Below are 19502 nucleotides of genomic sequence, written 5' to 3' on the forward strand. Positions count from 1 at the left end.
GACAGGTGGAGAGTGCGGCAGCACAACAGAGAAAGGATACTCGCAGACCACGAGGCAGTAGCCACTGCGGCGTAACACTCGGCGAAGGATCGCTGATTATCAATGTATGTGTGTGTTCGAACACACAGCCATTTGTGTCCTGCGAAGAGTTGCACTGAATCGAAGAGTGACACTGACCGAGGAGTTGCGTTGAGCAAGTTCACCGAAGAGATGTACGCGACCGCCGCAGCCACCGACCGCGGCCTGGTGACGGGAGAGCCCGACAACGCTTTCCGTCAGACCTGGGGCGACATCCACCAGGAAGCTCGGCGCATGGCCGGTGGCCTGGCCGAGGTCGGCATCGATCGCGGCGTCGCGATCGGCATTCTCGCCGGACAGCCCGTCGACATCGCGCCTGCCTGCCAGGCGACGTGGATGCGCGGTGCGTCGGTGACGATGCTGCATCAGCCGACCCCCCGAACGGATCTGGGCGTCTGGGCTCAGGACACCGAGACGGTGATCGACATGATCTCCGCAAAAGCCGTCATTCTGGGTGCACCATTCGACGCGGCCAAGCCGCTCCTAGAAGAGCGAGGCATCACCGTCGTGACGGTGGACGAGCTTCGTGGCGGAACGTCGATCGATCCCGTGGAGACGGCTGAATCGGATATCGCACTCCAACAGTTGACGTCAGGTTCCACCGGTTCGCCCAAGGCCGTGCAGATCACGCACGAGAACTTCTACACAAATGCGTACGCGATGATCAACCGCATCAAGTTCTCCATCGAGGACGACGTGATGGTGAGCTGGCTTCCGCTCTTCCACGACATGGGCATGGTCGGCTTCCTCACGGTTCCGATGCAGGTGGGCGCCGAGGTCATCAGCATCACGCCGATGGATTTCCTGCGCACCCCGGTGCTGTGGGCGGAACTCATGGGCAAGTACGGCGGAACTGTCACCGCCGCACCGAACTTCGCGTATTCGCTCTTGGCTCGTCGACTCGCACAGGCAGAAGACGGGGCAGTCGACCTGTCCAGCGTCCGATACATGTGGAACGGCGCCGAACCGGTGGATCCCGACACGATGGATGCCCTCGCCGAGGCCGGTGCGCGTTTCGGTTTGAACCCGACCGCGCTCGCTCCCGTGTACGGAATGGCGGAAACCACGCTCGCCGTGTCGATTCCGGATCCCGATCAAGGTCAGGTCCTCGACTACGTCGATCCCGACTTCCTCGAGTCGATGTCTCGGGCGGTGCCGTCCAATCGCCCCAACGCTCGTGCCCTCGCCACACTCGGAAAGATGGTGCCTGACCTCGAGGGACGCATCGTCGACCGCGACGGCCAGGTGCTTCCGGCCCGCGGCGTCGGAATCATCGAGGTTCGCGGCAAGGCAGTGACCCCTGGTTACGTCACGGTGGAAGGTCACAAGCCGGCGCAGGACTCCGACGGTTGGCTCGATACCGGTGACGTCGGGTACTTCACCGAAGAAGGACTGGTCGTGGTGTGCGGGCGAGTCAAGGACGTCATCATCATGGGCGGCCGGAACGTGTACCCCACAGACATCGAACGGGCGGCCGGAACCGTTGCCGGTGTGCGTCCCGGAAACGCCGTCGCGATTCGTCTCGACGCCGGCCAGAAGCGTGAGAGCTTTGCAGTCGCCGTCGAGACCAACGCTTTCGAAGATCCGGAAGAGGTCAAGCGTATCGAACGCGAAGTGGTCCACGCCGTGGTTGCCGACGTCGGTGTCCGACCTCGCGCCGTTGCGGTCCTGGGTCCCGGCAGTATCCCGAAGACGTCGTCGGGGAAGCTCCGCCGCGCGAATTCGGCTGCACTGCTGGGTAACTGACCGTCAGTGCAGGCGGTTCTGTGCGGCTTCCAACCCGAGTTCGAGCAGTAGCTCCACTGCATCCGCAGCCTCTTCGCATACGAGATCGAGTTCTTTTCGCTCCGTGGACGAGAACGGCTTGAGAACGTAGTCCGCCGGGTCCATGCGGCCCGGCGGACGACCGATCCCGACGCGCGTGCGCAGGTAGTCCTTGGTGGTCAACGAACTCGAAATGGACCGCAGGCCGTTGTGGCCGCCTTCGCCGCCGCCGAGTTTGAGTCTGATCGTCCCGAAATCGAGATCCAGTTCGTCGTGGACGACGATGATGTTCGCGGCGTCGACCGAGAAGAACCGCGCGAGACCGGCGACAGCGCCACCCGAGAGATTCATGTACGAGCGTGGTTTTCCGAGAATCACGCGCCGGCCGGCGAGGCGACCTTCGACGATTTCGGCACCACTCTTCTTGTGTACGTTGAACTTTCCGCCCATGCGCCCGGCAAGGGTGCCGGTGACCATGAAGCCGACGTTGTGCCGGGTCTTCTCGTACTGGGGGCCGGGATTACCCAGGCCGATGACGAGGGCGGTATCTGTGCTCAACGGACGCTACTTTCTGGCTTGATTTTTCCTGCTACGCACGAACGGCGCGTCACTCCGAATCGGAATGACGCGCCGCGCGCAGTGAGTTCTGTTGGAACCGAGAGGATCAGGCCTCTTCTGCAGCCTCGTCGGCGGCGGGAGCTTCTGCGCCCTCTTCGAGGTCTGCCTCGGTGGGTGCAGCAACGACGTTGACGATCAGGGTGTCGGCGTCAGCCTGCAGGGTCGAGCCCTTGGGCAGTTCGAGCTGGCTGGCCAGGATCTGGGTGCCGATCTCGAGACCCTCGACCGAAACCTCGATCTGCTCGGGGATGTGAAGCGCGTCGGCCTCGATGGAGATCGTGGATGCGTCCTGCGCGACCATCGTGCCTGCAGCAGCATCGCCGACGACGATGACGTTCACGTCGATCGTGACCTTCTCGCCCTTCTTGATGACGAGGAGGTCGGCGTGCTCGATGTAGTTGCGGATGGGGTGCACGACGACCGACTTGGTCAGTGCAACCTGCTCCGTGCCCTCGATGTCGAGGGTGAGGATGGCGTTGGTGCCGTGTGCACGGAGGATGGCGGCGAAGTCGCGAGCCGGCACATTGAGGTGGCGGGGATCTTCACCGTGGCCGTACAGAACCGTGGGGACCTGGCCGTCACGACGTGCGCGGCGAGCTGCGCCCTTGCCGAATTCGGTGCGGACGACGGCGACGAGGTTGTTTTCTTCAGACATGATGAAACGGCTCCTACAACTCACGGGGTTCGTGCTCGGTTTACTGACGTGTGGTTTTGCCTGCGGCAAGGCGGACAGGCGCGCACACGGCCAGGAGCGAAACGCTCGAGCTGAGCCGTAGCCGCGTCGATCACGGTAAACCTGCAACGTGTGGAACTGCTGCGATTCACCCTCGCCGAGACAACTTTGGATACGTTACCGGAGTTTGCTCCCGGCCGCTAATCGCAGGTGGTGGGGACCTGGCCGTGTGGACGTGGTTCGCGTCACATCGAAAGCGGTAGCCTGACGGAGTGACCACCGTGGGGAACGCTCCCGAAGGCAGTCGGCTCGGTGCCGTCGTGCCGGGTACCGACCTGTCGCAGCATGCTCGCCTACTCAGTCGGGTGCACGACGCAGTTCTCTCCGGCCAGGAACCACCGGCGCAGCCGCGGACCGTCGTGGCGCGGTCGTGGTCGAGGGTGGCGGCCGGCGGGCTCACGCCGGATCACTGCGGTGCGTCTACTGTCGCCGATTTCTCCGAGTTGGAGGCGAGGCGTTCGCGTACCGCGCTGCGAAGCGTTCTGCCCGAACTGCGAACCACGCTCACCGAGGTCGCCGAGGACGCGGGCTTCATCGTGGTCGTTGCCGACGCCGACGGTGTCCTGCTCTGGCGCGAAGGGGCGAAGACCGTCAAACGTGCGGCGGACGCTCTCGGGTTCGCGGAAGGCGCACGCTGGTCGGAGCAGTCGGTGGGGACCAACGCGATAGGTACCGCGCTGATCGAAGACTCTGCGGTGCAACTCTTCTCGGCCGAGCACTATGCGCCCACGCATCACAACTGGTCGTGTACCGGCTCGCCCGTGCACGACCCACGGACGGGCGAGATACTGGGCGTGGTGGACATCAGTGGATCCGCAGCTTCGGTGCATCCCACCACCGTCGCGCTGGTGCGCACCGCGGTTCGCCTCGCGGAGGCGACGCTGTGGCGCGAGCACGCAGCTTCGCTCGAGCGCCTGCGCTCGCGCGCGGCGCCGTTGTTCGCGGCAGGAACAGGTCCGGCATTGGTGGTCGACGAGTACGGCTGGGTAGCCGGCGCCAGCGGGATTGCCGCGCCTGACCGGGTGGCGGCACCCAGTGCGGGAAAGCCCGTCATCGTGCCAGGTCTTGGGATGTGTCTGCCTGAGCCGCTCGGTGACGGCTGGCTGTTGCGCACCGGCGTCGGCGGGCCGGTGATCGAGCTCGAGCTGTCCCTCGGTGCATCGCCGCAGGTGACGGTGCGTGGTGATGCAAACTGGACGCGCGCGCTTTCGCCGCGTCACGCTCAGATCTTGCGTGCGCTGGCAGCTGTGGGATCGGCTGGCGTGGATGCCGCAGGCCTGAGCGAAGTGCTCTTCGGTGATCGCGAGCATGTGGTGGCAGTGCGCGCCGAGGTGTCCAGATTGAGGAAACACCTCGGCGCAGTCCTGCAGACTCAGCCGTACCGCTTTGCCGACGGCGTGCGGGTTGTGGTGACCTAGCGCGCTGCGCTGATTCCGGCACGACGTCCGAAGAAGCTGCCGTCGCCGAGACTTGTCCCGCTGGCGTAACCACCTGCGCAGACACCGGACGTGCAACGGCCTGCCGCGAACAGTCCGGGGATCGGCGCACCCGAGACGTGCAGAACCTCGGAATCGACGGTTGTCTTCAATCCTCCCAGCGTGAATCCGCCTGTGCGGCCACGTAGATCGATTGCCGCGAACGGGCCGACGATCGGCTTGACCCACTCGGATTTCTTGCCGAGCACCGGGTCGGACCCTTCAGCCGCGTGACGGTTGTAGAGGTCGACGGTCGATTGCAGCGATCCGGCGGGAAGCCCCATCTCGGCTTCGAGTTCCTCGACGGTCTCCGCCACCCAGGTCGGCTGCGCCCGCAACTGCGCACTGGACGATTCGGCATTCATGCCTTCGTCATACGCAGCTTCGTCGATCACGAGGAATGCCTGGTTGTCCTGCTGGAACAGTGTTGCCTGTCCGATGCGGCCCGGGTAGGTGTCTTCGGGGATGTATCGCTGACCACGGCCGTTGACAAGAATGCCGCGCACCATCAACTGTGGGTCGCAGAAGAACGCGACCTCGGTGGCGTCCATGTGTGCGGTGTCGGCGCCCAGGGCCTGACCGATCTGGATTGCGCGGCCGTCGTGCGCTTCGATCGAGGCCGCCGGGTGGCCGAAAATACGCGGTGCGTTCGAGCGCACCATCTCGTTGTTGTACGCGAAACTGCCCATCGCAAGCACGACGCCTTTGCGGGCACGAATCGCGACGTCCTTGCCGTAGCGCTTGGCGACAACTCCCACGACCCGATCGCCGTCGACCACCAAAGTCTGGACACGCAGATCGTATTCTGCACGGACGCCGAGCTTTTCGGCCGTCTCGACGAGTGGCTTCATCAGCATGTAACCGCCGCCCTGCTCGCCGGTCTTCTTCTCGCTCATCTGCGGGACGTGTCCGCGGGGCGCGGGATCGACGAGCGCGTTGAACGGTGCGGCGTTCTCACCGCCCGAGTACATGAGGCCGTCGTCGTACGGCGGTTCCCAGCCGGGCTGACCCCAGAACGATTCCTTGAACGGGACCCCGGCGTCGACGAGCCAGTTGTAGTGATCGACGCTGCCCTCGCAGTACGCGTCGATCTTCGTGTCGTCGGTTCCGGGGCCGAGCGCTGCCTTCATGAACGTCTTCATGTTCTCGACCGAGTCCTCGAACCCGCACGCCTTCTGCAACGGCGTTCCACCGCCCAGGTAGATGAATCCACCAGCCAGTGACGCGGCTCCGCCCCAACCGCCCGTCCGCTCCAGGACGAGCACCTCGGCGCCCGCACGCGCTGCTTCGATCGCAGCGGTGACGCCGGCGATGCCGTATCCCGCGACGACGACGTCGGCCTCGTAGTCCCAGGTGGTGATGTCTGCAGCGGAGATCGGTCTGACGGTCGGGTCGGCCATGCGAAGCGTCCTTTCGGAAGACGAAACTACTGATCGCCACACAGTTGCAGTTTCGACTTCCGCGGATCAGGTGTGGTCCCGGTCAACGGGAGGTTTGTAATCTCCTGACCGCGCCAAGGAATGCGTCCAGGTCCGCTTCGTCGACGAAGTAGTGCGGCGATGCGCGAACCACGGCGTCGAGCCCGCGTGCATCCATGTCGAGGAGCGTGGACCCGCGACCGCTGACGGTGACGGTGATGTTCTGTGCTGCAAGCTGATCCCGCACGAGGTGCTCGGAAATACCTTCGACGGTGAAGGAAACGATGCCGCTCAGCTGGGTCCCTCGATCGTGGACGTCGACTCCGGGAATCGATGCCAGCCCTTGCCGCAGCGCGACTGCTCTGGATTCGATCTGTGCCCACACCGTGTCGGTGCCGATCGAGAGCAGATAATCGGCGGCGACGCCAAGACCCAGGCGCGCAGCGACACTCGTCTCCCAGAGTTCGAATCGTGTTGCGTCCGGTGCAGGGACGAAGCTGTTCTCGCTCGTCCATTCCGCTCCGTGAAGGTCCATCGCAGCGGGTTCGAGCGCGTCGACGAGTCCGGGGCGGACGTACAGGAATCCGGTTCCGCGTGGCCCGCGGAGCCACTTGCGACCGGTGGCGCTGAGGGCGTCGATGCCGAGTTCGGTGACGTCGATGGGCAACTGGCCGAAGGACTGGCACGCGTCGAGCAGAACGAGAGAGCCATGGGCTCCGGCCAATTCGACGACCTCACGGACGGGGTTGATCAGGCCACCGTTGGTGGGGACGTGGACGACGGAGACGAGGCGAACCCGATCGTCGAGCATGTTCTCGAGTGCGTCGAGGTCGATGCGTCCGTACTGATCGCTCGGGATGATCTCGACGTGGGCGCCGGTCGAACGCGCCCGCCCCAGCGCGGCGATGGCGTTGCTCGCGTATTCGACTCCGCTGATGAGGATTCGATCACCAGGTCCGAGCGAAACCGAGGCGAAGAAGTCGTTCCACGCGCGGGTCGCGCTGTCCGTCAACGCGATATCGGTTGCCTGAGCGCCGATGACCCGGGCCAACGAATGCGGAACAGCAGCCAGGGCGTCGCTCTGACGAGCAGCTGCGACGTATCCGCCGACATCGGCTTCACGTCGCAGGTGCTCGATCATCGTGGTCAGCACCGGCTCGGGTGGGAGCGAGGATCCCGCGCTGTCGAGGAACACCTTGTCGAGGCATCCGGGAGTGTCGCGGCGGATCGTGTCGAGATCGAACATGGCACCTTCCGTTCATGTCGGTGTGGTTCAAACTACCTGTGAACGAAGCTGTCCCGATGGAGCGAAGGCTGGGCACGGTCGATGCCGTAGTGATCGGCCTCGGCGCGATGATCGGCGCCGGAGTCTTCGTGGTGTTCGCGCCCGCTGCCGCAGTAGCCGGTACCGGGTTGCTTGTGGGCCTGGCGATTGCAGCGTTCATCGCATTCTGCAACGCGACGTCGTCGGCGCAGCTTGCGGCCAGATACCCCACGTCAGGTGGGACCTACGTCTACGGACGTGAGCAGCTCGGACCCTGGTGGGGGTTTGCCGCAGGCTGGTCGTTCGTAATCGGGAAGACCGCGAGTTGCGCGGCAATGGCCCTGACTTTCGCGACGTATGTTGCGCCTACCGCCTGGCGTGTTCCCGTCGCGGTATTGGTGGTGGCGGCGCTGGTTGCAGTCAACTACCGCGGAGTGACGCGGACGGCGCACATGGCCAGGGTGATCGTCGCTGTGTCGGCGACAGCACTGTGCGTAGCGCTGCTGGTTGCCGTCGTCGGTCCTGGTGCAGTGCGCGAGCTCCCGGATCTCGCGTTCGGGTCGTGGTACGGAATCCTGCAATCGGCGGGGCTGCTGTTCTTCGCCTTCGCCGGCTACGCCAGGATCGCGACGCTGGGGGAGGAAGTGCGCGATCCGCGCCGCACGATTCCGCGGGCGATCCTGATTGCTCTCACCGTCGCCGTCATCCTCTATGCACTGGTAGCGGTGGTGCTGTTGGTGACGTTGGGACCTGATCGGCTGGCGAACTCGGCACGGCCCTTGGCCGATGCAGTGGGCGCGACCGGGTGGAACTGGGCAGTTCCCGTAGTGGTGATCGGTGCCGCGGCGGCGTCGGCGGGGGCGCTGCTGGCTCTGATCGCGGGGGTGAGCCGTACGGCGATGGCGATGGCACGCGAGCGTGATCTGCCGGTTGCCCTGTCAGCCGTCCACCCACGGTTCGAGGTACCTCACCATGCGGAACTTGTGGTCGGTGCTGTCGTGATCGTTTTGGTGTCGACAACCGATCTTCGTGGGGTGATCGGCTTTTCGTCGTTCGGAGTGCTGCTCTATTACCTCGTCGCAAACGTGAGTGCGTACAGCCAGCGCGGGGTGGACCGGATGTATCCGAAGTGGCTGCAAGCGGTCGGCGCGGCTGGTTGTGTCGTTCTGGTGGTCACACTTCCGTGGATTGCGGTTGTTTTCGGGGTAGGTGTTGTTCTGGCCGGTTGTGGGTACCGGTGGATACGACTGAAGAAATTCAACGACACGTAACACCACAAAGGGTGCATCTCGGACGTTGGCGTTCTATCGTCGGTAGCGACCGCGAAGACCGCCCGAAGGGGAAGTCGAATGGTGACAGCAGCGTTGACAGCAGCACAGACCACGCAGGTGGATTCGCGTCCTGCGGCCGAGGCCTACGTCGGTGGTGTGTGCTTCAAACAGGGGCCACCCCGCTTGGTAGGAGCTGAGCTCGAGTGGCTGACCAGCCACGTTCCCGGTGGAGAGAGGCCGTCAGCCGCGACTCTGGCAAGGGCACTCGGGCGACATGCACCCACCAGTATCGACCCGGATTCACCGGCGGCACCGCTTCCGCGTGGCAGCCTCGTCACCGTAGAACCTGGCGGACAAATAGAACTCTCCTCAGCGCCGCGCACGTCCGCTCGCGAACTGTGTGACTGCCTCGACGACGACCGTCGTACTCTCGAAACACTCCTCGCGCCGTACTCCCTCGAAATCAGTTCTGCGGCGGCCGACGTCGCCCGCCCACCTTCCCGGATTCTCCGGCTGCCGCGTTATTGCGCAATGGAATCCCGCTTCGCCGGGATAGGACCGTACGGCACCTTGATGATGTGCAATACCGCGGCAGTACAGATCAGTGTCGATGCCGGCGGCAGCCCGGAGTCCATCGCCCAGCGTTGGCGGCTCCTCGGGGACATGGGCCCGGCTCTCATCGCAGCGTTTGCGTGTTCTCCACGCTTGCAAGGGGTTCCGAAGGGAGATTGGGCGTCCCAACGCATGCGGACGTGGCTCGAACTCGATTCATGGCGAACTGTCGCAGTCCCGGAAGTGCAGGACTACGCCGGCTGGGCGCTCGATGTTCCGCTGATGTGTGTGCGAAACGAGGGTGACGATTGGACGGCTCCGCGGGGTGCCACTTTCGGAGACTGGATAGACGGCGCTGTGGATGCCGAGATCGGACGCCGACCCGTCTGGGCAGACTTGGACTATCACCTGTCCACGCTGTTCCCGCCGGTTCGCGCCGTCGGCCATCTGGAGGTTCGCTACATCGATGCGCAGCCGGGAGATCTGTGGCGAGTGCCGGTAGCAGCGATCGATGCGTTGCTGTCCGGGCCTGCCGTGATGCGGGAGGCCAGTGATGCTGCAGCATCGACGGCCGGGCGGTGGCGGGACGCGGCGGAGTACGGATTGGACGATGTCGAACTGCGTTCGGCTGCAACCTCTCTGATGTCGCTTGCCGCGTCGTACGCGCCGGAGCCGCAGTTCGTTCGTCTTCTCGATGCCGCAGCCGAACGGTGTTGTCGCGCAATCGTGCCCGGTGAGAGCGACACATGACGGGGGAGATCACCAAGGAAGCGGTCGAGGCCGTACTTCTGCGAGCGCGTGAGCGGTCGACGCTGCTCACCGACTGCGTCGACGATACCGAATTGATCGCTCAGCATTCCCCGTTGATGAGTCCACTCGTGTGGGACCTGGCGCACATCGGTAATCAAGAGGAACTCTGGTTGGTGCGTGATGTCGGTGGCCGCGATCCGGTGCGTAGCGACATAGACGAGCTGTACGACGCTTTCAAGCATTCGAGATCGTCGAGACCCACACTTCCCCTGCTCAACCCGGCCGAGGCGCGCGAATACGTACGTACGGTCCGTGGGAAGGTCTGGGATGTGCTCGAAGCCAGCACGTTCGGTCGTACAGAACTCGACGTGGACGGTTTTGCCTTCGGGATGATCGCGCAGCACGAGCAGCAACACGCCGAAACCATGCTCGCGACCCACCAATTGCGTTCGGGGCCCACGGCACTCGTTGCGACACCCGCTCCGCAAGCGGCCCGCATGCCGGAACTCGACGAGGTCACGATTCCCGCCGGCCCCTTCGTCATGGGGACCGACGACGAACCGTGGGCACTCGACAACGAGCGCACTGCGCATCAGGTCTATCTCACCGACTTCGCGATCGACAGATTCCCGGTCACCAACGGGCAGTTCGTCGAATTCATCGAGGACGGCGGGTATTCCCGACCGGAACTGTGGTCTCGCGACGGTTGGCGGCATCGCGTCGACGCGAAACTTCGTGCACCCCTGTTCTGGGAACACGACAATTCGGGTTGGTGGCACGAGACTTTCGGCGTCGAGGCTCCGGTTCCGCCGGACAAGCCGGTCGTGCATGTGAGTTACTACGAGGCCGAGGCCTACGCCAGCTGGGCAGGCAAACGGCTTCCCACCGAGGCGGAATGGGAAAAGGCCGCGCGCTGGGATCCGGAATCCGGAAGATCACGACGGTTCCCGTGGGGGGACGCGTCCGCAGACGAGAATCTCGCCAATCTCGGTCAACGCCATCTCGGCCCCGCCGGCGTCGGTTCTTACCCAGCAGGGGCGTCAGCAGCGGGTGTCGAGCAGTTGATCGGCGAAGTATGGGAGTGGACGTCTTCGGGTTTCCATCCGTATCCGGGTTTCCGGGCTTTCCCGTATCGGGAGTACTCGGAGGTATTCTTCGGCGGCGACTACAAGGTGTTGCGAGGGGGATCGTTCGGGACCGACAGCGTTGCCTGTCGTGGGACGTTCCGTAACTGGGACCATCCGATCAGGCGCCAGATCTTCTCGGGTTTTCGTTGCGCCAGAACGATTTCGGGTAGACCCTGACATGTGTCGGCACCTCGGGTATCTCGGGCCGCCACGTTCGGTTCGTGAACTCATCCACGACGGCGAGAACTCACTGATGCGACAGTCGTGGGCACCTCGCGAGATGCGTGGCGGCGGGACCATCAATGCCGACGGATTCGGTGCGGTGTGGTGGAACGGTGGAAGACAGGGACGGTACCGCAGTATCTCGCCGATCTGGTCGGACCCGACCGTCGACGAGACGTTGTCCCACATCGGTTCCGGAGCCGTCCTCGCCGCCGTGCGTTCCGCGACGGAGGGGATGGCCGTCGAGATCGGTGCCTGCGCACCGTTCGTCGACGGAACCTACGCTTTCAGTCACAACGGAGCGGTATCCGGTTGGCCTGGATCACTTGCCGACTTGGCGGCAGAAGTTCCGGCCGTCGAACTGCTGAAGATGCCCGCCCCGACGGATGCTGCCTTGTTGTGGACAGTGCTTCGGCATCGGTTGAAGTCGAAGCCCGCGGAGGTCGCCGTGACGAGCCTCGTTCACGATGTGGCTGCGGCGGCGCCGGATTCACGATTGAACCTCCTGTTCGGTGACGGGCAGGAACTGTGGGCCACGGCGTGGGGCCACACGTTGTACACGCGGGCCGACGAGTCGCGGGCCCTGATCGTTTCCGAACCGTTCGATCGATCCCCGGACTGGGAGCAGGTGCCGGACCGGCACATCGTCTGCGCGCGTCCCGGCCATGTGATCATCACCCCGATCCCGATGGGAGAAAAATGAAAACCCCTACGCTCGAGGTTTATCTGACCCCGGCCGAATCGGTCGACGCACTGCGAGCCGAGGCCAGGGAGGGTCTGACCGCTACGCCGAAGTGGCTCTCGCCCAAATGGTTCTACGACGCGCGTGGAAGTGAACTGTTCGAGGAGATCACGGCCTTACCCGAGTATTACCCCACCCGTACCGAACGCGGCCTGCTCACGCAGTACGCCGACGAGATCGCGGCGTTGACCGAACCCGAGATCCTGATCGAACTGGGTTCAGGTTCCTCGGAGAAGACGCGGTTACTCCTCGACGCGATGACGGCTCGCGGAACTCTGCGAACGTATGTACCGCAGGATGTTTCGGTGACGGCCCTCGAAGGCGCGGCGCAGCAAGTCGGTGCCGAGTTTCCCGGAATCGACGTGCTCGGAGTGGTCAGCGATTTCACGGGTTCGCTGCATCATCTGCCCGGTGGTGGACGGCGCGCGGTCGCTTTTCTCGGCGGAACTCTCGGTAATCTCGTTCCCGCAGAACGAGCCGAGTTCCTCTCGGGGATCGCAGCGGTGCTCGCTCCGGGGGAGAACCTGATCCTGGGGGTGGGATTGGTGATCGATCCGGCGGTTCTCGTGCCCGCCTACGACGACGCTGCCGGCGTGACTGCCCAGTTCAACCTCAACGTTCTCGCGGTCCTGAACAAGCAACTGGGAGCGAACTTTCCCTTGGAAGACTTCCATCACGTCGCGCTCTGGGATGCCGAGAACCAGTGGATCGAAATGCGGTTGGAAGCACTTCGTGAACTCTCGGTGCATATCGACGACCTGGATCTGGAGATCACCTTCGCGGCGGGCGAGCAGCTGCGCACCGAGATCTCGGCGAAGTTCACCGAGGACGGGATTGCCGCGGAGCTCGCGTCCGCGGGCTTCGGGGTACGGAAGGTGTGGACAGATCAGGATCAGCGCTTCGCGTTGTTGTGCGCGCAGCGGGCGTGAAGTGGGCGCTTGTCAGAGGATGCTGTCTCCTCCTAGAAGTGTCTCAAAAGTTCTGTAGGCGGCAATATTTGAGAAGTGTCGAGAGTAGAGATCGGCGGTGCCAGTATGGACAGCGTCGGACACCGGCGCAAGATCCACGAGATGCGCGAGTTTTACATAGGACTGGTCATCGCTCGCGCCGAGCGGATACTCCTGCTCGCCGGCCTTGCGCTCGAATTTTGACTGCGCCTCAGCGGGGTCGCCAGCCCAGATGAGATAACAGTCCTCTCGGTAGAAGCACCCGACCCCGTCATTCTTCCCCAACTCGAATATCGCTATGCCGAAGTACGGTTGATCTCGTGTCGGATGCTGAGTCATGCGATTGAACGTAGTGACATCGGAGCGCAAAAGGTATCGGTGAATACCCCGGGATCCCGCAAAAACTTGTCGGTGGGCGCCCGTAGAATCGCTCATATGTTCGAATCGAAGACTTCCGCGGGCGCGCTGTTTCGGCAGCATGCGGAAATCGCGCGCGCCCACTTCCTCGAGATCGACGCGGTCACTGCGCTGTACTTGGACCGTTGTGAGGAGGATGCCGCGGTTGGAGTCAATGAGGCTTTTCGGGGTCAATTCGCGCACGTGGAGATCGCGTCGATACTGAGCATTACGGAGTACGCCGCGCAGAAAATGATTGCACTGGGATGTGACCTGCGCTGGCGACTTCCGCGGGTGGCGGCCGCTTTTGCTTGCGGTGACATCGATCTGGCCAAAGCGACGGCACTGTCCGAAGCTCTCGCCAACGTTTCCGAGCACGCGCTCGATGAGATCGAGCGACTCCTCGTGGACGGTGCCTGCCGTGCAACCGGTAACAAGTTGAAGGCGCGCGCACGAGGTCTCATTGCTCGGTACGACCCTGATGGGGTGCGTGCCAGGCGAGTTCGTGCGGAGGCGGATCGGGACGTTCGAACGTGCGCGTCGCACGACGGTATGTCGACTCTGGACGGAATGCTTCCAGCGGTCGGCGCTCAGACTTTGGCCACCAGGCTCCGTGCGATGTCGATGCAGGTGTGTGGTTCCGATCCGAGAACTTTCGGGCAACGTCGTGCCGATGCACTGATCGCATTGGCGGAAGGAAAGACGTCGTTGGATTGTCAGTGCGACGGCGATTGCACCCGTAGGGGTGATACGAAGACCTCCGCGCTCCCGATTGCGACAATTCTTGTGGGTGTCAACGCTTCCACCCTGCTCGGATTCGACGACCTGCCAGGCTATTTGCAGGGGTACGGCCACATCGATGCCGACCTTGCGCGCGCGATCGCCGCGGACGCCACGTGGCAGAGAGTCCTCACCCTTGCACCGTCCGAGGTGCAACATTGTTCGACTGCGGGGGCAGTCGGACCGGTGCTCGGCGTGGGTCGGTCGATGCGCTCACCGGAGATATTGCCCGCTGCGGCAAGGGATAATCGCTCGAGAAGGAACAGTGGTTCGCGGCGCGGTGAATCCACGTACCAGCCGTCCGCGGCGTTGGCGACGATTGTAAGGACGCGAGACGGTACGTGCCGCTTTCCGAATTGTGTTGTGCGTTCTGATAGTTGCGATATCGACCACACGGTGCCGTTCGATCACGGCAACCCCGCTCAGGGAGGGCCTACTGCAGAACGGAACTTGGCCTGTCTGTGTCGAAAACATCACCGACTGAAGACGTTTGGCAGGTGGACAGTGAAGCAAATCGGAGGTGGTCTTCTGGAGTGGAAAGATCCGTCAGGACGACGAACGGTTACCGCGCCCGTAGGCCCATTCTGTGACCCCGAACTGAGAGTGCCCGACGCGGCGAGACTGCATTTGACGGACGACGATGCGCTGGAACGACGTTTCGGACTTCGGGACAGGGGAGTGGAAGCGGATCTCGAATACCTCCTGGACTGGAGTGTGCCCGGTTGGCGGAAGGCACGATCTGCATCAAGACGCAACGCGTCCCCACTGGCGAACGCCTTGCCGGAGTTTGCCGACTTCTGAAGGGGTTTCGTTTCTCCTGTGGCCTGCGGGTATAGCGAGAGGGCCCGAAAAATGGTGTTTGTCTGTTTATAGTGAGGCGCAGAACGGTTTCCGACCCGAGGAGAACGCGTGCGTCATCCGAAGCTCGCCGCATTGACCGTGGCCCTGACTGCAGTACTGGTGATGCCGGTAACGCAGAGCGTGGCTCAACCCTTCCCCTTCGACCCCGGCAGTTTCGGCAACGGAAGCACCGGATCGCTGGGCGGTGACGACCCGGACATTCCCATCGAGAACACCCTCCCGCAGCTGTCGGTCACCACACTCGTCGACGGACTCGATCACCCCTGGGACGTCGTGGCAGCCCCGGACGGCGCGATCCTGACGGGACAACGGTCCGGCGGATTCTTCGTTCGCCGAGGCGACAACACGACAGGTCCAGTCTCTGCTGACCTTTCGGATCTCTACGCTCAGTCCGAAACCGGGCTCATGGGCATCGCGCTTGCCCGTGACTTCGCTCAGTCGCGCACCCTCTACACCTGCCAGGGATTCAGCGCTGGGGGAGTCACGGACGTTCGAGTGATCTCGTGGACCGTCGACGCCGGATGGACCGCCCTCACTCGAACCGGAACCGTATTGCCAGGAATCCCGGTCTCGTCCGGGCGTCACGGGGGTTGCCGAATTCTGGCGGCCCAGGACGGAACGCTGTTCGTCGGGACGGGTGACACCGCGACGCCGAGCGTTCCGCAGGATCCGAATTCGCTGGGCGGCAAGGTCTTGCACATCAACGCCGACGGATCTCCAGCAGCGGGGAATCCGAATGCAGGCAGCCCCGTCTACACGCTCGGTCACCGCAACGTCCAAGGCTTGGCCGTGCAACCTGGAACCGGCCGGGTCTACTCGGTTGAACAGGGCACAAGCGTCGACGACGAAGTCAACCTGCTTACCCCCGGCGGAAATTACGGCTACCGCCCGGATCGGCTTCCCGGAACGTACGACGAATCCGTGCCGATGACCGATCCGGTGCGAGTGCCGGGAGCAATTGCGGCGGTGTGGCGTTCGGGTAGCTCCACGTTGGCTACCGCCAGCGCTGCCTTCACGGGCGGAGCGGCGTGGGGTGCCTGGGACGGTGCACTCGTGATGGGTGGTCTCAAGAGCAAGGAACTGATCTTCCTCCGCCTCAGTGCCGACGGACGCTCGGTCGACGCGCAGACCTTCGGACTGGTGAACCAGTTCGGGCGCTTGCGCTCGGTGACTCCGACGCCGGACGGCTCGCTCCTGGTGACCACCGACAACGGAGCAGGCGACAAGGTGCTGCGGGTGACGCCAACGCCCTGATCGTCAATACCAGGCGATGACCCGGCACGGACCACCCGAACCACCCGCATGCGTCGGCGCTCCCACCATCACCGTGGCGCCGACGGCCGGAAGTGCGGACAGATTTGCGAGGGCTTCGACTGCGTACTTTCCTGAGCCCAAAGCGCTTCGGTGAGCCCCGTGGGTGGTGCTTGGGCCCGCGTCGATGCTGAGGGTGTCCGAACCCACGGCCACTATGTCGCGCTCGCGGACGAGAAAGTCGATCGCTTCGGGGGCGAATCCCGGAGTGTGTTGCACGCCGTGTACATCTCGATTCGTGAAGGCTCCGCCGGCACCGGCCCGGGTATCCCAGCCCGAGTTCATCGCCACCAGGCTGCGAGGAGAGATCGTCCCGTGGGCGGCTTCCCAATCGAGGATGTCCTGGAGGGTGAGCAACGAGTCAGGGTCGACGGCGGCTCGGGCGCTGATATCGACGACCGCAATCGGTACGACGAGGTCGGCGACCGGAATCTTCTCGACGGTGATTCCGTCCGCACTGGCGTGCGCGGGCGCGTCGATGTGCGTACCGGTGTGTTCCTCGAGGCGGAGTTCGTTGAGGTAGAAGTTTCCGCCGAAACCAGCGGACCCGAGCGAGCCCAGAGATCCGCCGGCGTCGGCGATCTTCGCCAGGTTCCTCATCTCGAACGAGCGCGCGCCCGGCCACACCGGGAAATCCGGCGTCAGTACATGGGTCAGATCGACGATGGTCCGACCCGATGGCGCTGCCGACGCAGTGGGCTGCACCGCGCCGGTAACGACGGTCGCACCGAGCGCAGTAGTGCCGAGCGCCGCGAACATAGATCGTCGGCTGACTTTCCGGCCCTCTCGTCCGATCGATTCGTAGACCTCCGACAACACCTTCGGCGAGCACATCAGAAACTCCAGATCACTGGGATCAACACCGTCGCAACTACCAGGAACCACAACAACATCGGGAGTCCGAGCTTCCAGTAGTCGCCGAACTTGTATCCGCCAGGTCCAATCACCATCATGTTCGCGGGAGTGGCGACGGGCGTCAGGAAGGAGGCTGCGGCAGCGACGGTCACCGTCATCAGAAGGGGCAGCACCGAGATATCGAGTTCGCCGGCGACCGAGATGGCGATCGGCGTGATGATCAGCGCGGTCGCGGTGTTGCTGATCAGCTGACCCAGCGTCGCCGTCACGACGAAGAGTCCGGCGACGACGACATACGGGCTTGCACCACCGACGACGTCGACGAAGGCATGAGCGAGTTTCTCGGCTGCGCCGGTCTGCTGGATCGCGGTCGAGAGCGGGATCATTCCGCCGACGAGAATCAACGTGGTCCACGAGATGGACCGATGCGCTTGCTCCACGCTGATCACTCGTAACAAAACCATTGCACACGCGGCGAGGAGTCCGGCTATCGCCGACGGTACCAATCCGAAGGTCAACATCACGACCATCGCCGCGACGACGACGAGGGCGATGACCGCACGAGTTCCCAACGGCGCTGCCTGCTTACGGATCTGACCAGGTGCGTCGACCACGAGGACGTTCGGATCGACCGCGGTGTGCGTGTCGAGATCGTCCCAGCTGCCTTGCAGGAGGAGCGTGTCACCTGCCGCCAACTTGACGCCCTTGGGGCCGCAGTCCTCACCGGCACGCTGGACCGCGAGGATCACCAGATCGCCACTGTCGGTCACCATGCCGGGAAAAGCCCTGTCGCCGATCATTTCCGAGCGCGGCGGGATTATCACTTCGACTACACCGTCGTGCTCGGTGATCAAGGGCTCTGCGGACGGCGCATCCTTGCCCATCAACTGATACTGCTTCGCGAGGGTCTTGGCGTGCCGGCTCAGGTCAGGCGACATCGACGTCCCCGCACGATGGGGGAGGACGTGAGGACCGAGAAGTACGGCGATCGCGATCGTCCCCAATACGAGCGGCGCACCGACCAAGGTGAAACTGAAGAACCCGAAAGCACCGGCCCCGGATTCCTCGGCGGCTTCGGAAACGATGATGTTGACCGGTGTTCCGGTCAAGGTGAGCATCGAACCGGCATGGGCGGCAAATGCCAACGGCAGAAGCAGTTGTGACGTCGACTTACCGAGACGCACTGCCAAGACGACCACCATCGGCACCAACGCGGCTACGGCTCCGTTGACGCTGATCAATGCGGTCAACGCGGCAACCAGCAACATGATCGCACTCAAGAGACGGACTCGGGATTCACCGACTTTTGCCAGCAATTTCTCGCCCGCCCACGTGGTGACACCGGTGGCGTCGAGGGCTTCGCTGACGACGAAGAGCGCGGCGATGAACACCACCGTGGGATCGCCGAATCCGGCAAGCGCCTGCTCCATCGTGATGACACCGGTGGCGTAGAGCGCCAGGGCAGTGCCGATCGCGATGATGCCGACCGGGATTCGGCCGATCACGAACAGCGCCACGACCAGTGCAAGCACGACAAAGGTGATGGTGATGTCATTCACGATTCGTAAAGGTACCTGCTCATACAGAACGGCCCCGTCTCGCAAGGGAGACGGGGCCGTGGGACGGACGCGAAGGAATTAGTTGGAGGCGGCGATGCGAGCCTTCTCGAGAGCGGCCAGCGTGCGAAGAACCGTGGCCTTCTGCTTGTTGAGATCGCTCAGTCGCGCGCGCGCCGGCAACCCTTGTGCGAGTTCGGCGACCTTGATCTGCTCGTCGATCGAACCGAGCTGATCGAGAAGCCCTAGGACGCGAGCCTGGAGCGTGTCGATGTCCACGGTGTCCGTCTTGACCGGAGCGGCAACGCGCGTCGCTGTGCCCGTGCTGGCGGGGCGGGAAGCCCGTGCGGGTGACGTGTCGGCGACAACCGTTGCGGCACGGGGCCGAATTGCCTTGCGAACGGCGGCCGCATCGGGAAGGACGTCCATGCGGATCTCGTTCAGAACTCGGCGAGCCTCGCGAGCGTTGACGCGGTACTCGCGTTCTTCGTCGTCGTCGGACTGCAGCGTGCCGCCGAGCGGGCGCAGACCGTACATACCGAGGAAGCGCTTCGCGTCGTCGATGATGCCTTCGTTTTCACGACATTTTCCACAGCGGGGTTCGTTGCGGAACATGTCCACGGAGTTGTCGTCTCCGCACCAGACACAAGATCCTGGGCGCCACCGCCGGATCGTCGGAACTGATGAATTCAGGGAATGAGATTCGGGCCGGGATTCCAGGGTTTGCGCGTCGATCACGACGAGCCACACTAGGCGAAGATTGCGGCGCGGTGAACACCGCC

General features: G+C 63.7%; 17 protein-coding genes. 9 read left to right on the forward strand and 8 right to left on the reverse strand.

All coding sequences use genetic code 11. The features are described 5' to 3' along the window. Positions 1 to 189: 189 nt before the first annotated feature. On the forward strand, positions 190 to 1824 hold the full coding sequence (locus B0E55_RS04955) for a fatty acyl-AMP ligase (RefSeq protein WP_080909193.1): 1635 nt from the start codon (positions 190 to 192) through the stop codon (positions 1822 to 1824). Positions 1825 to 1827: 3 nt separating this feature from the next. Here the strand turns inward: B0E55_RS04955 and pth are convergent, their stop codons facing one another. Then, positions 1828 to 2400, reverse strand: coding sequence for an aminoacyl-tRNA hydrolase (gene pth, locus B0E55_RS04960; RefSeq protein ID WP_065351230.1), 573 nt, complete (start codon positions 2398 to 2400; stop codon positions 1828 to 1830). 106 nt (positions 2401 to 2506) lie between these two features. Further along, positions 2507 to 3115, reverse strand: a complete 609-nt coding sequence (locus B0E55_RS04965; RefSeq protein WP_003946242.1) for a 50S ribosomal protein L25/general stress protein Ctc — start codon at positions 3113 to 3115, stop codon at positions 2507 to 2509. Between the two features lie 290 nt (positions 3116 to 3405). Here B0E55_RS04965 and B0E55_RS04970 point away from each other — a divergent pair, with 290 nt between their 5' ends. Continuing rightward, positions 3406 to 4611 carry a GAF domain-containing protein gene (locus tag B0E55_RS04970; protein WP_080909194.1) on the forward strand — a complete coding sequence of 402 codons (1206 nt, stop codon included), beginning with the start codon at positions 3406 to 3408 and terminating at the stop codon, positions 4609 to 4611. On the opposite strand, the gene B0E55_RS04975 is transcribed toward B0E55_RS04970, so the two are convergent. Beyond that, positions 4608 to 6068 (reverse strand): FAD-dependent oxidoreductase, encoded by a 1461-nt coding sequence (locus tag B0E55_RS04975; RefSeq protein ID WP_021345102.1) that lies wholly within the window; start codon positions 6066 to 6068, stop codon positions 4608 to 4610. The genes B0E55_RS04970 and B0E55_RS04975 overlap by 4 nt on opposite strands. A gap of 82 nt (positions 6069 to 6150) precedes the next feature. Then, positions 6151 to 7332 (reverse strand): aminotransferase class V-fold PLP-dependent enzyme, encoded by a 1182-nt coding sequence (locus B0E55_RS04980; protein WP_080909195.1) that lies wholly within the window; start codon positions 7330 to 7332, stop codon positions 6151 to 6153. A gap of 14 nt (positions 7333 to 7346) precedes the next feature. On the opposite strand from B0E55_RS04980, the gene B0E55_RS04985 reads away from it, so the two are divergent. The 5 genes from B0E55_RS04985 to egtD all read left to right on the forward strand — a co-directional run bounded on the left by B0E55_RS04985 (position 7347) and on the right by egtD (position 12943). Then, positions 7347 to 8621 carry an APC family permease gene (locus B0E55_RS04985; RefSeq protein WP_021332722.1) on the forward strand — a complete coding sequence of 425 codons (1275 nt, stop codon included), beginning with the start codon at positions 7347 to 7349 and terminating at the stop codon, positions 8619 to 8621. A 78-nt stretch (positions 8622 to 8699) separates the two neighbouring features. Beyond that, complete coding sequence (gene egtA, locus B0E55_RS04990; RefSeq protein WP_080909196.1) at positions 8700 to 9923, forward strand: ergothioneine biosynthesis glutamate--cysteine ligase EgtA; 1224 nt, start codon at positions 8700 to 8702, stop codon at positions 9921 to 9923. Next, a complete protein-coding gene (gene egtB, locus B0E55_RS04995; RefSeq protein WP_080909197.1) occupies positions 9920 to 11227 on the forward strand; it encodes an ergothioneine biosynthesis protein EgtB in 1308 nt (435 codons plus the stop codon). The genes egtA and egtB overlap by 4 nt, the downstream gene beginning before the upstream one ends. A gap of 1 nt (position 11228) precedes the next feature. Further along, on the forward strand, positions 11229 to 11975 hold the full coding sequence (gene egtC, locus B0E55_RS05000; RefSeq protein WP_080909198.1) for an ergothioneine biosynthesis protein EgtC: 747 nt from the start codon (positions 11229 to 11231) through the stop codon (positions 11973 to 11975). Further along, positions 11972 to 12943, forward strand: a complete 972-nt coding sequence (gene egtD / locus B0E55_RS05005) for an L-histidine N(alpha)-methyltransferase (RefSeq protein ID WP_080909199.1) — start codon at positions 11972 to 11974, stop codon at positions 12941 to 12943. The genes egtC and egtD overlap by 4 nt, the downstream gene beginning before the upstream one ends. 12 nt (positions 12944 to 12955) lie before the next feature. Here egtD and B0E55_RS05010 read toward each other — a convergent pair whose 3' ends face one another. Beyond that, complete coding sequence (locus tag B0E55_RS05010) at positions 12956 to 13300, reverse strand: DUF4288 domain-containing protein (RefSeq protein WP_046379990.1); 345 nt, start codon at positions 13298 to 13300, stop codon at positions 12956 to 12958. A gap of 96 nt (positions 13301 to 13396) precedes the next feature. Here B0E55_RS05010 and B0E55_RS05015 point away from each other — a divergent pair, with 96 nt between their 5' ends. Together B0E55_RS05015 and B0E55_RS05020 are read left to right on the forward strand one after the other, a co-directional pair. Further along, positions 13397 to 14938, forward strand: coding sequence for an HNH endonuclease signature motif containing protein (locus tag B0E55_RS05015; protein ID WP_084325320.1), 1542 nt, complete (start codon positions 13397 to 13399; stop codon positions 14936 to 14938). 108 nt (positions 14939 to 15046) lie between these two features. Beyond that, a complete protein-coding gene (locus B0E55_RS05020) occupies positions 15047 to 16252 on the forward strand; it encodes a PQQ-dependent sugar dehydrogenase (protein WP_020908570.1) in 1206 nt (401 codons plus the stop codon). Between the two features lie 3 nt (positions 16253 to 16255). Here the strand turns inward: B0E55_RS05020 and B0E55_RS05025 are convergent, their stop codons facing one another. The 3 genes from B0E55_RS05025 to B0E55_RS05035 all read right to left on the reverse strand — a co-directional run bounded on the left by B0E55_RS05025 (position 16256) and on the right by B0E55_RS05035 (position 19458). Further along, the gene (locus B0E55_RS05025) at positions 16256 to 17143 is read right to left on the reverse strand and encodes a cyclase family protein (protein WP_080909201.1); all 888 of its coding nucleotides are present in this window, start codon (positions 17141 to 17143) and stop codon (positions 16256 to 16258) included. Continuing rightward, entirely contained in the window at positions 17143 to 18723 is a 1581-nt protein-coding gene (locus B0E55_RS05030) for an SLC13 family permease (RefSeq protein WP_080909202.1), read from the reverse strand. The genes B0E55_RS05025 and B0E55_RS05030 overlap by 1 nt, the downstream gene beginning before the upstream one ends. Before the next feature lie 78 nt (positions 18724 to 18801). Continuing rightward, the gene (locus B0E55_RS05035; RefSeq protein WP_024487329.1) at positions 18802 to 19458 is read right to left on the reverse strand and encodes a hypothetical protein; all 657 of its coding nucleotides are present in this window, start codon (positions 19456 to 19458) and stop codon (positions 18802 to 18804) included. Positions 19459 to 19502: the final 44 nt, after the last annotated feature.

Origin of the sequence: Rhodococcus sp. 66b (assembly GCF_002076325.1) — a bacterium.
In the GTDB taxonomy this organism is placed as follows: Bacteria; Actinomycetota; Actinomycetes; order Mycobacteriales; family Mycobacteriaceae; genus Rhodococcus_F; species Rhodococcus_F erythropolis.

Excerpts from the sequence above, each read along its gene's own strand:
- B0E55_RS04980 (WP_080909195.1), bottom strand. The coding sequence starts at position 7,332 with ATGTTCGATCTCGACACGATCCGCCGCGACACTCCCGGATGCCTCGAC.
- egtB (WP_080909197.1), top strand. The coding sequence starts at position 9,920 with ATGACGGGGGAGATCACCAAGGAAGCGGTCGAGGCCGTACTTCTGCGA.
- egtC (WP_080909198.1), top strand. The coding sequence starts at position 11,229 with ATGTGTCGGCACCTCGGGTATCTCGGGCCGCCACGTTCGGTTCGTGAA.
- B0E55_RS04985 (WP_021332722.1), top strand. The coding sequence starts at position 7,347 with ATGTCGGTGTGGTTCAAACTACCTGTGAACGAAGCTGTCCCGATGGAG.
- B0E55_RS04975 (WP_021345102.1), bottom strand. The coding sequence starts at position 6,068 with ATGGCCGACCCGACCGTCAGACCGATCTCCGCTGCAGACATCACCACC.
- B0E55_RS05015 (WP_084325320.1), top strand. The coding sequence starts at position 13,397 with ATGTTCGAATCGAAGACTTCCGCGGGCGCGCTGTTTCGGCAGCATGCG.
- egtA (WP_080909196.1), top strand. The coding sequence starts at position 8,700 with ATGGTGACAGCAGCGTTGACAGCAGCACAGACCACGCAGGTGGATTCG.
- B0E55_RS05025 (WP_080909201.1), bottom strand. The coding sequence starts at position 17,143 with ATGTGCTCGCCGAAGGTGTTGTCGGAGGTCTACGAATCGATCGGACGA.
- egtD (WP_080909199.1), top strand. The coding sequence starts at position 11,972 with ATGAAAACCCCTACGCTCGAGGTTTATCTGACCCCGGCCGAATCGGTC.
- B0E55_RS05010 (WP_046379990.1), bottom strand. The coding sequence starts at position 13,300 with ATGACTCAGCATCCGACACGAGATCAACCGTACTTCGGCATAGCGATA.
- B0E55_RS04965 (WP_003946242.1), bottom strand. The coding sequence starts at position 3,115 with ATGTCTGAAGAAAACAACCTCGTCGCCGTCGTCCGCACCGAATTCGGC.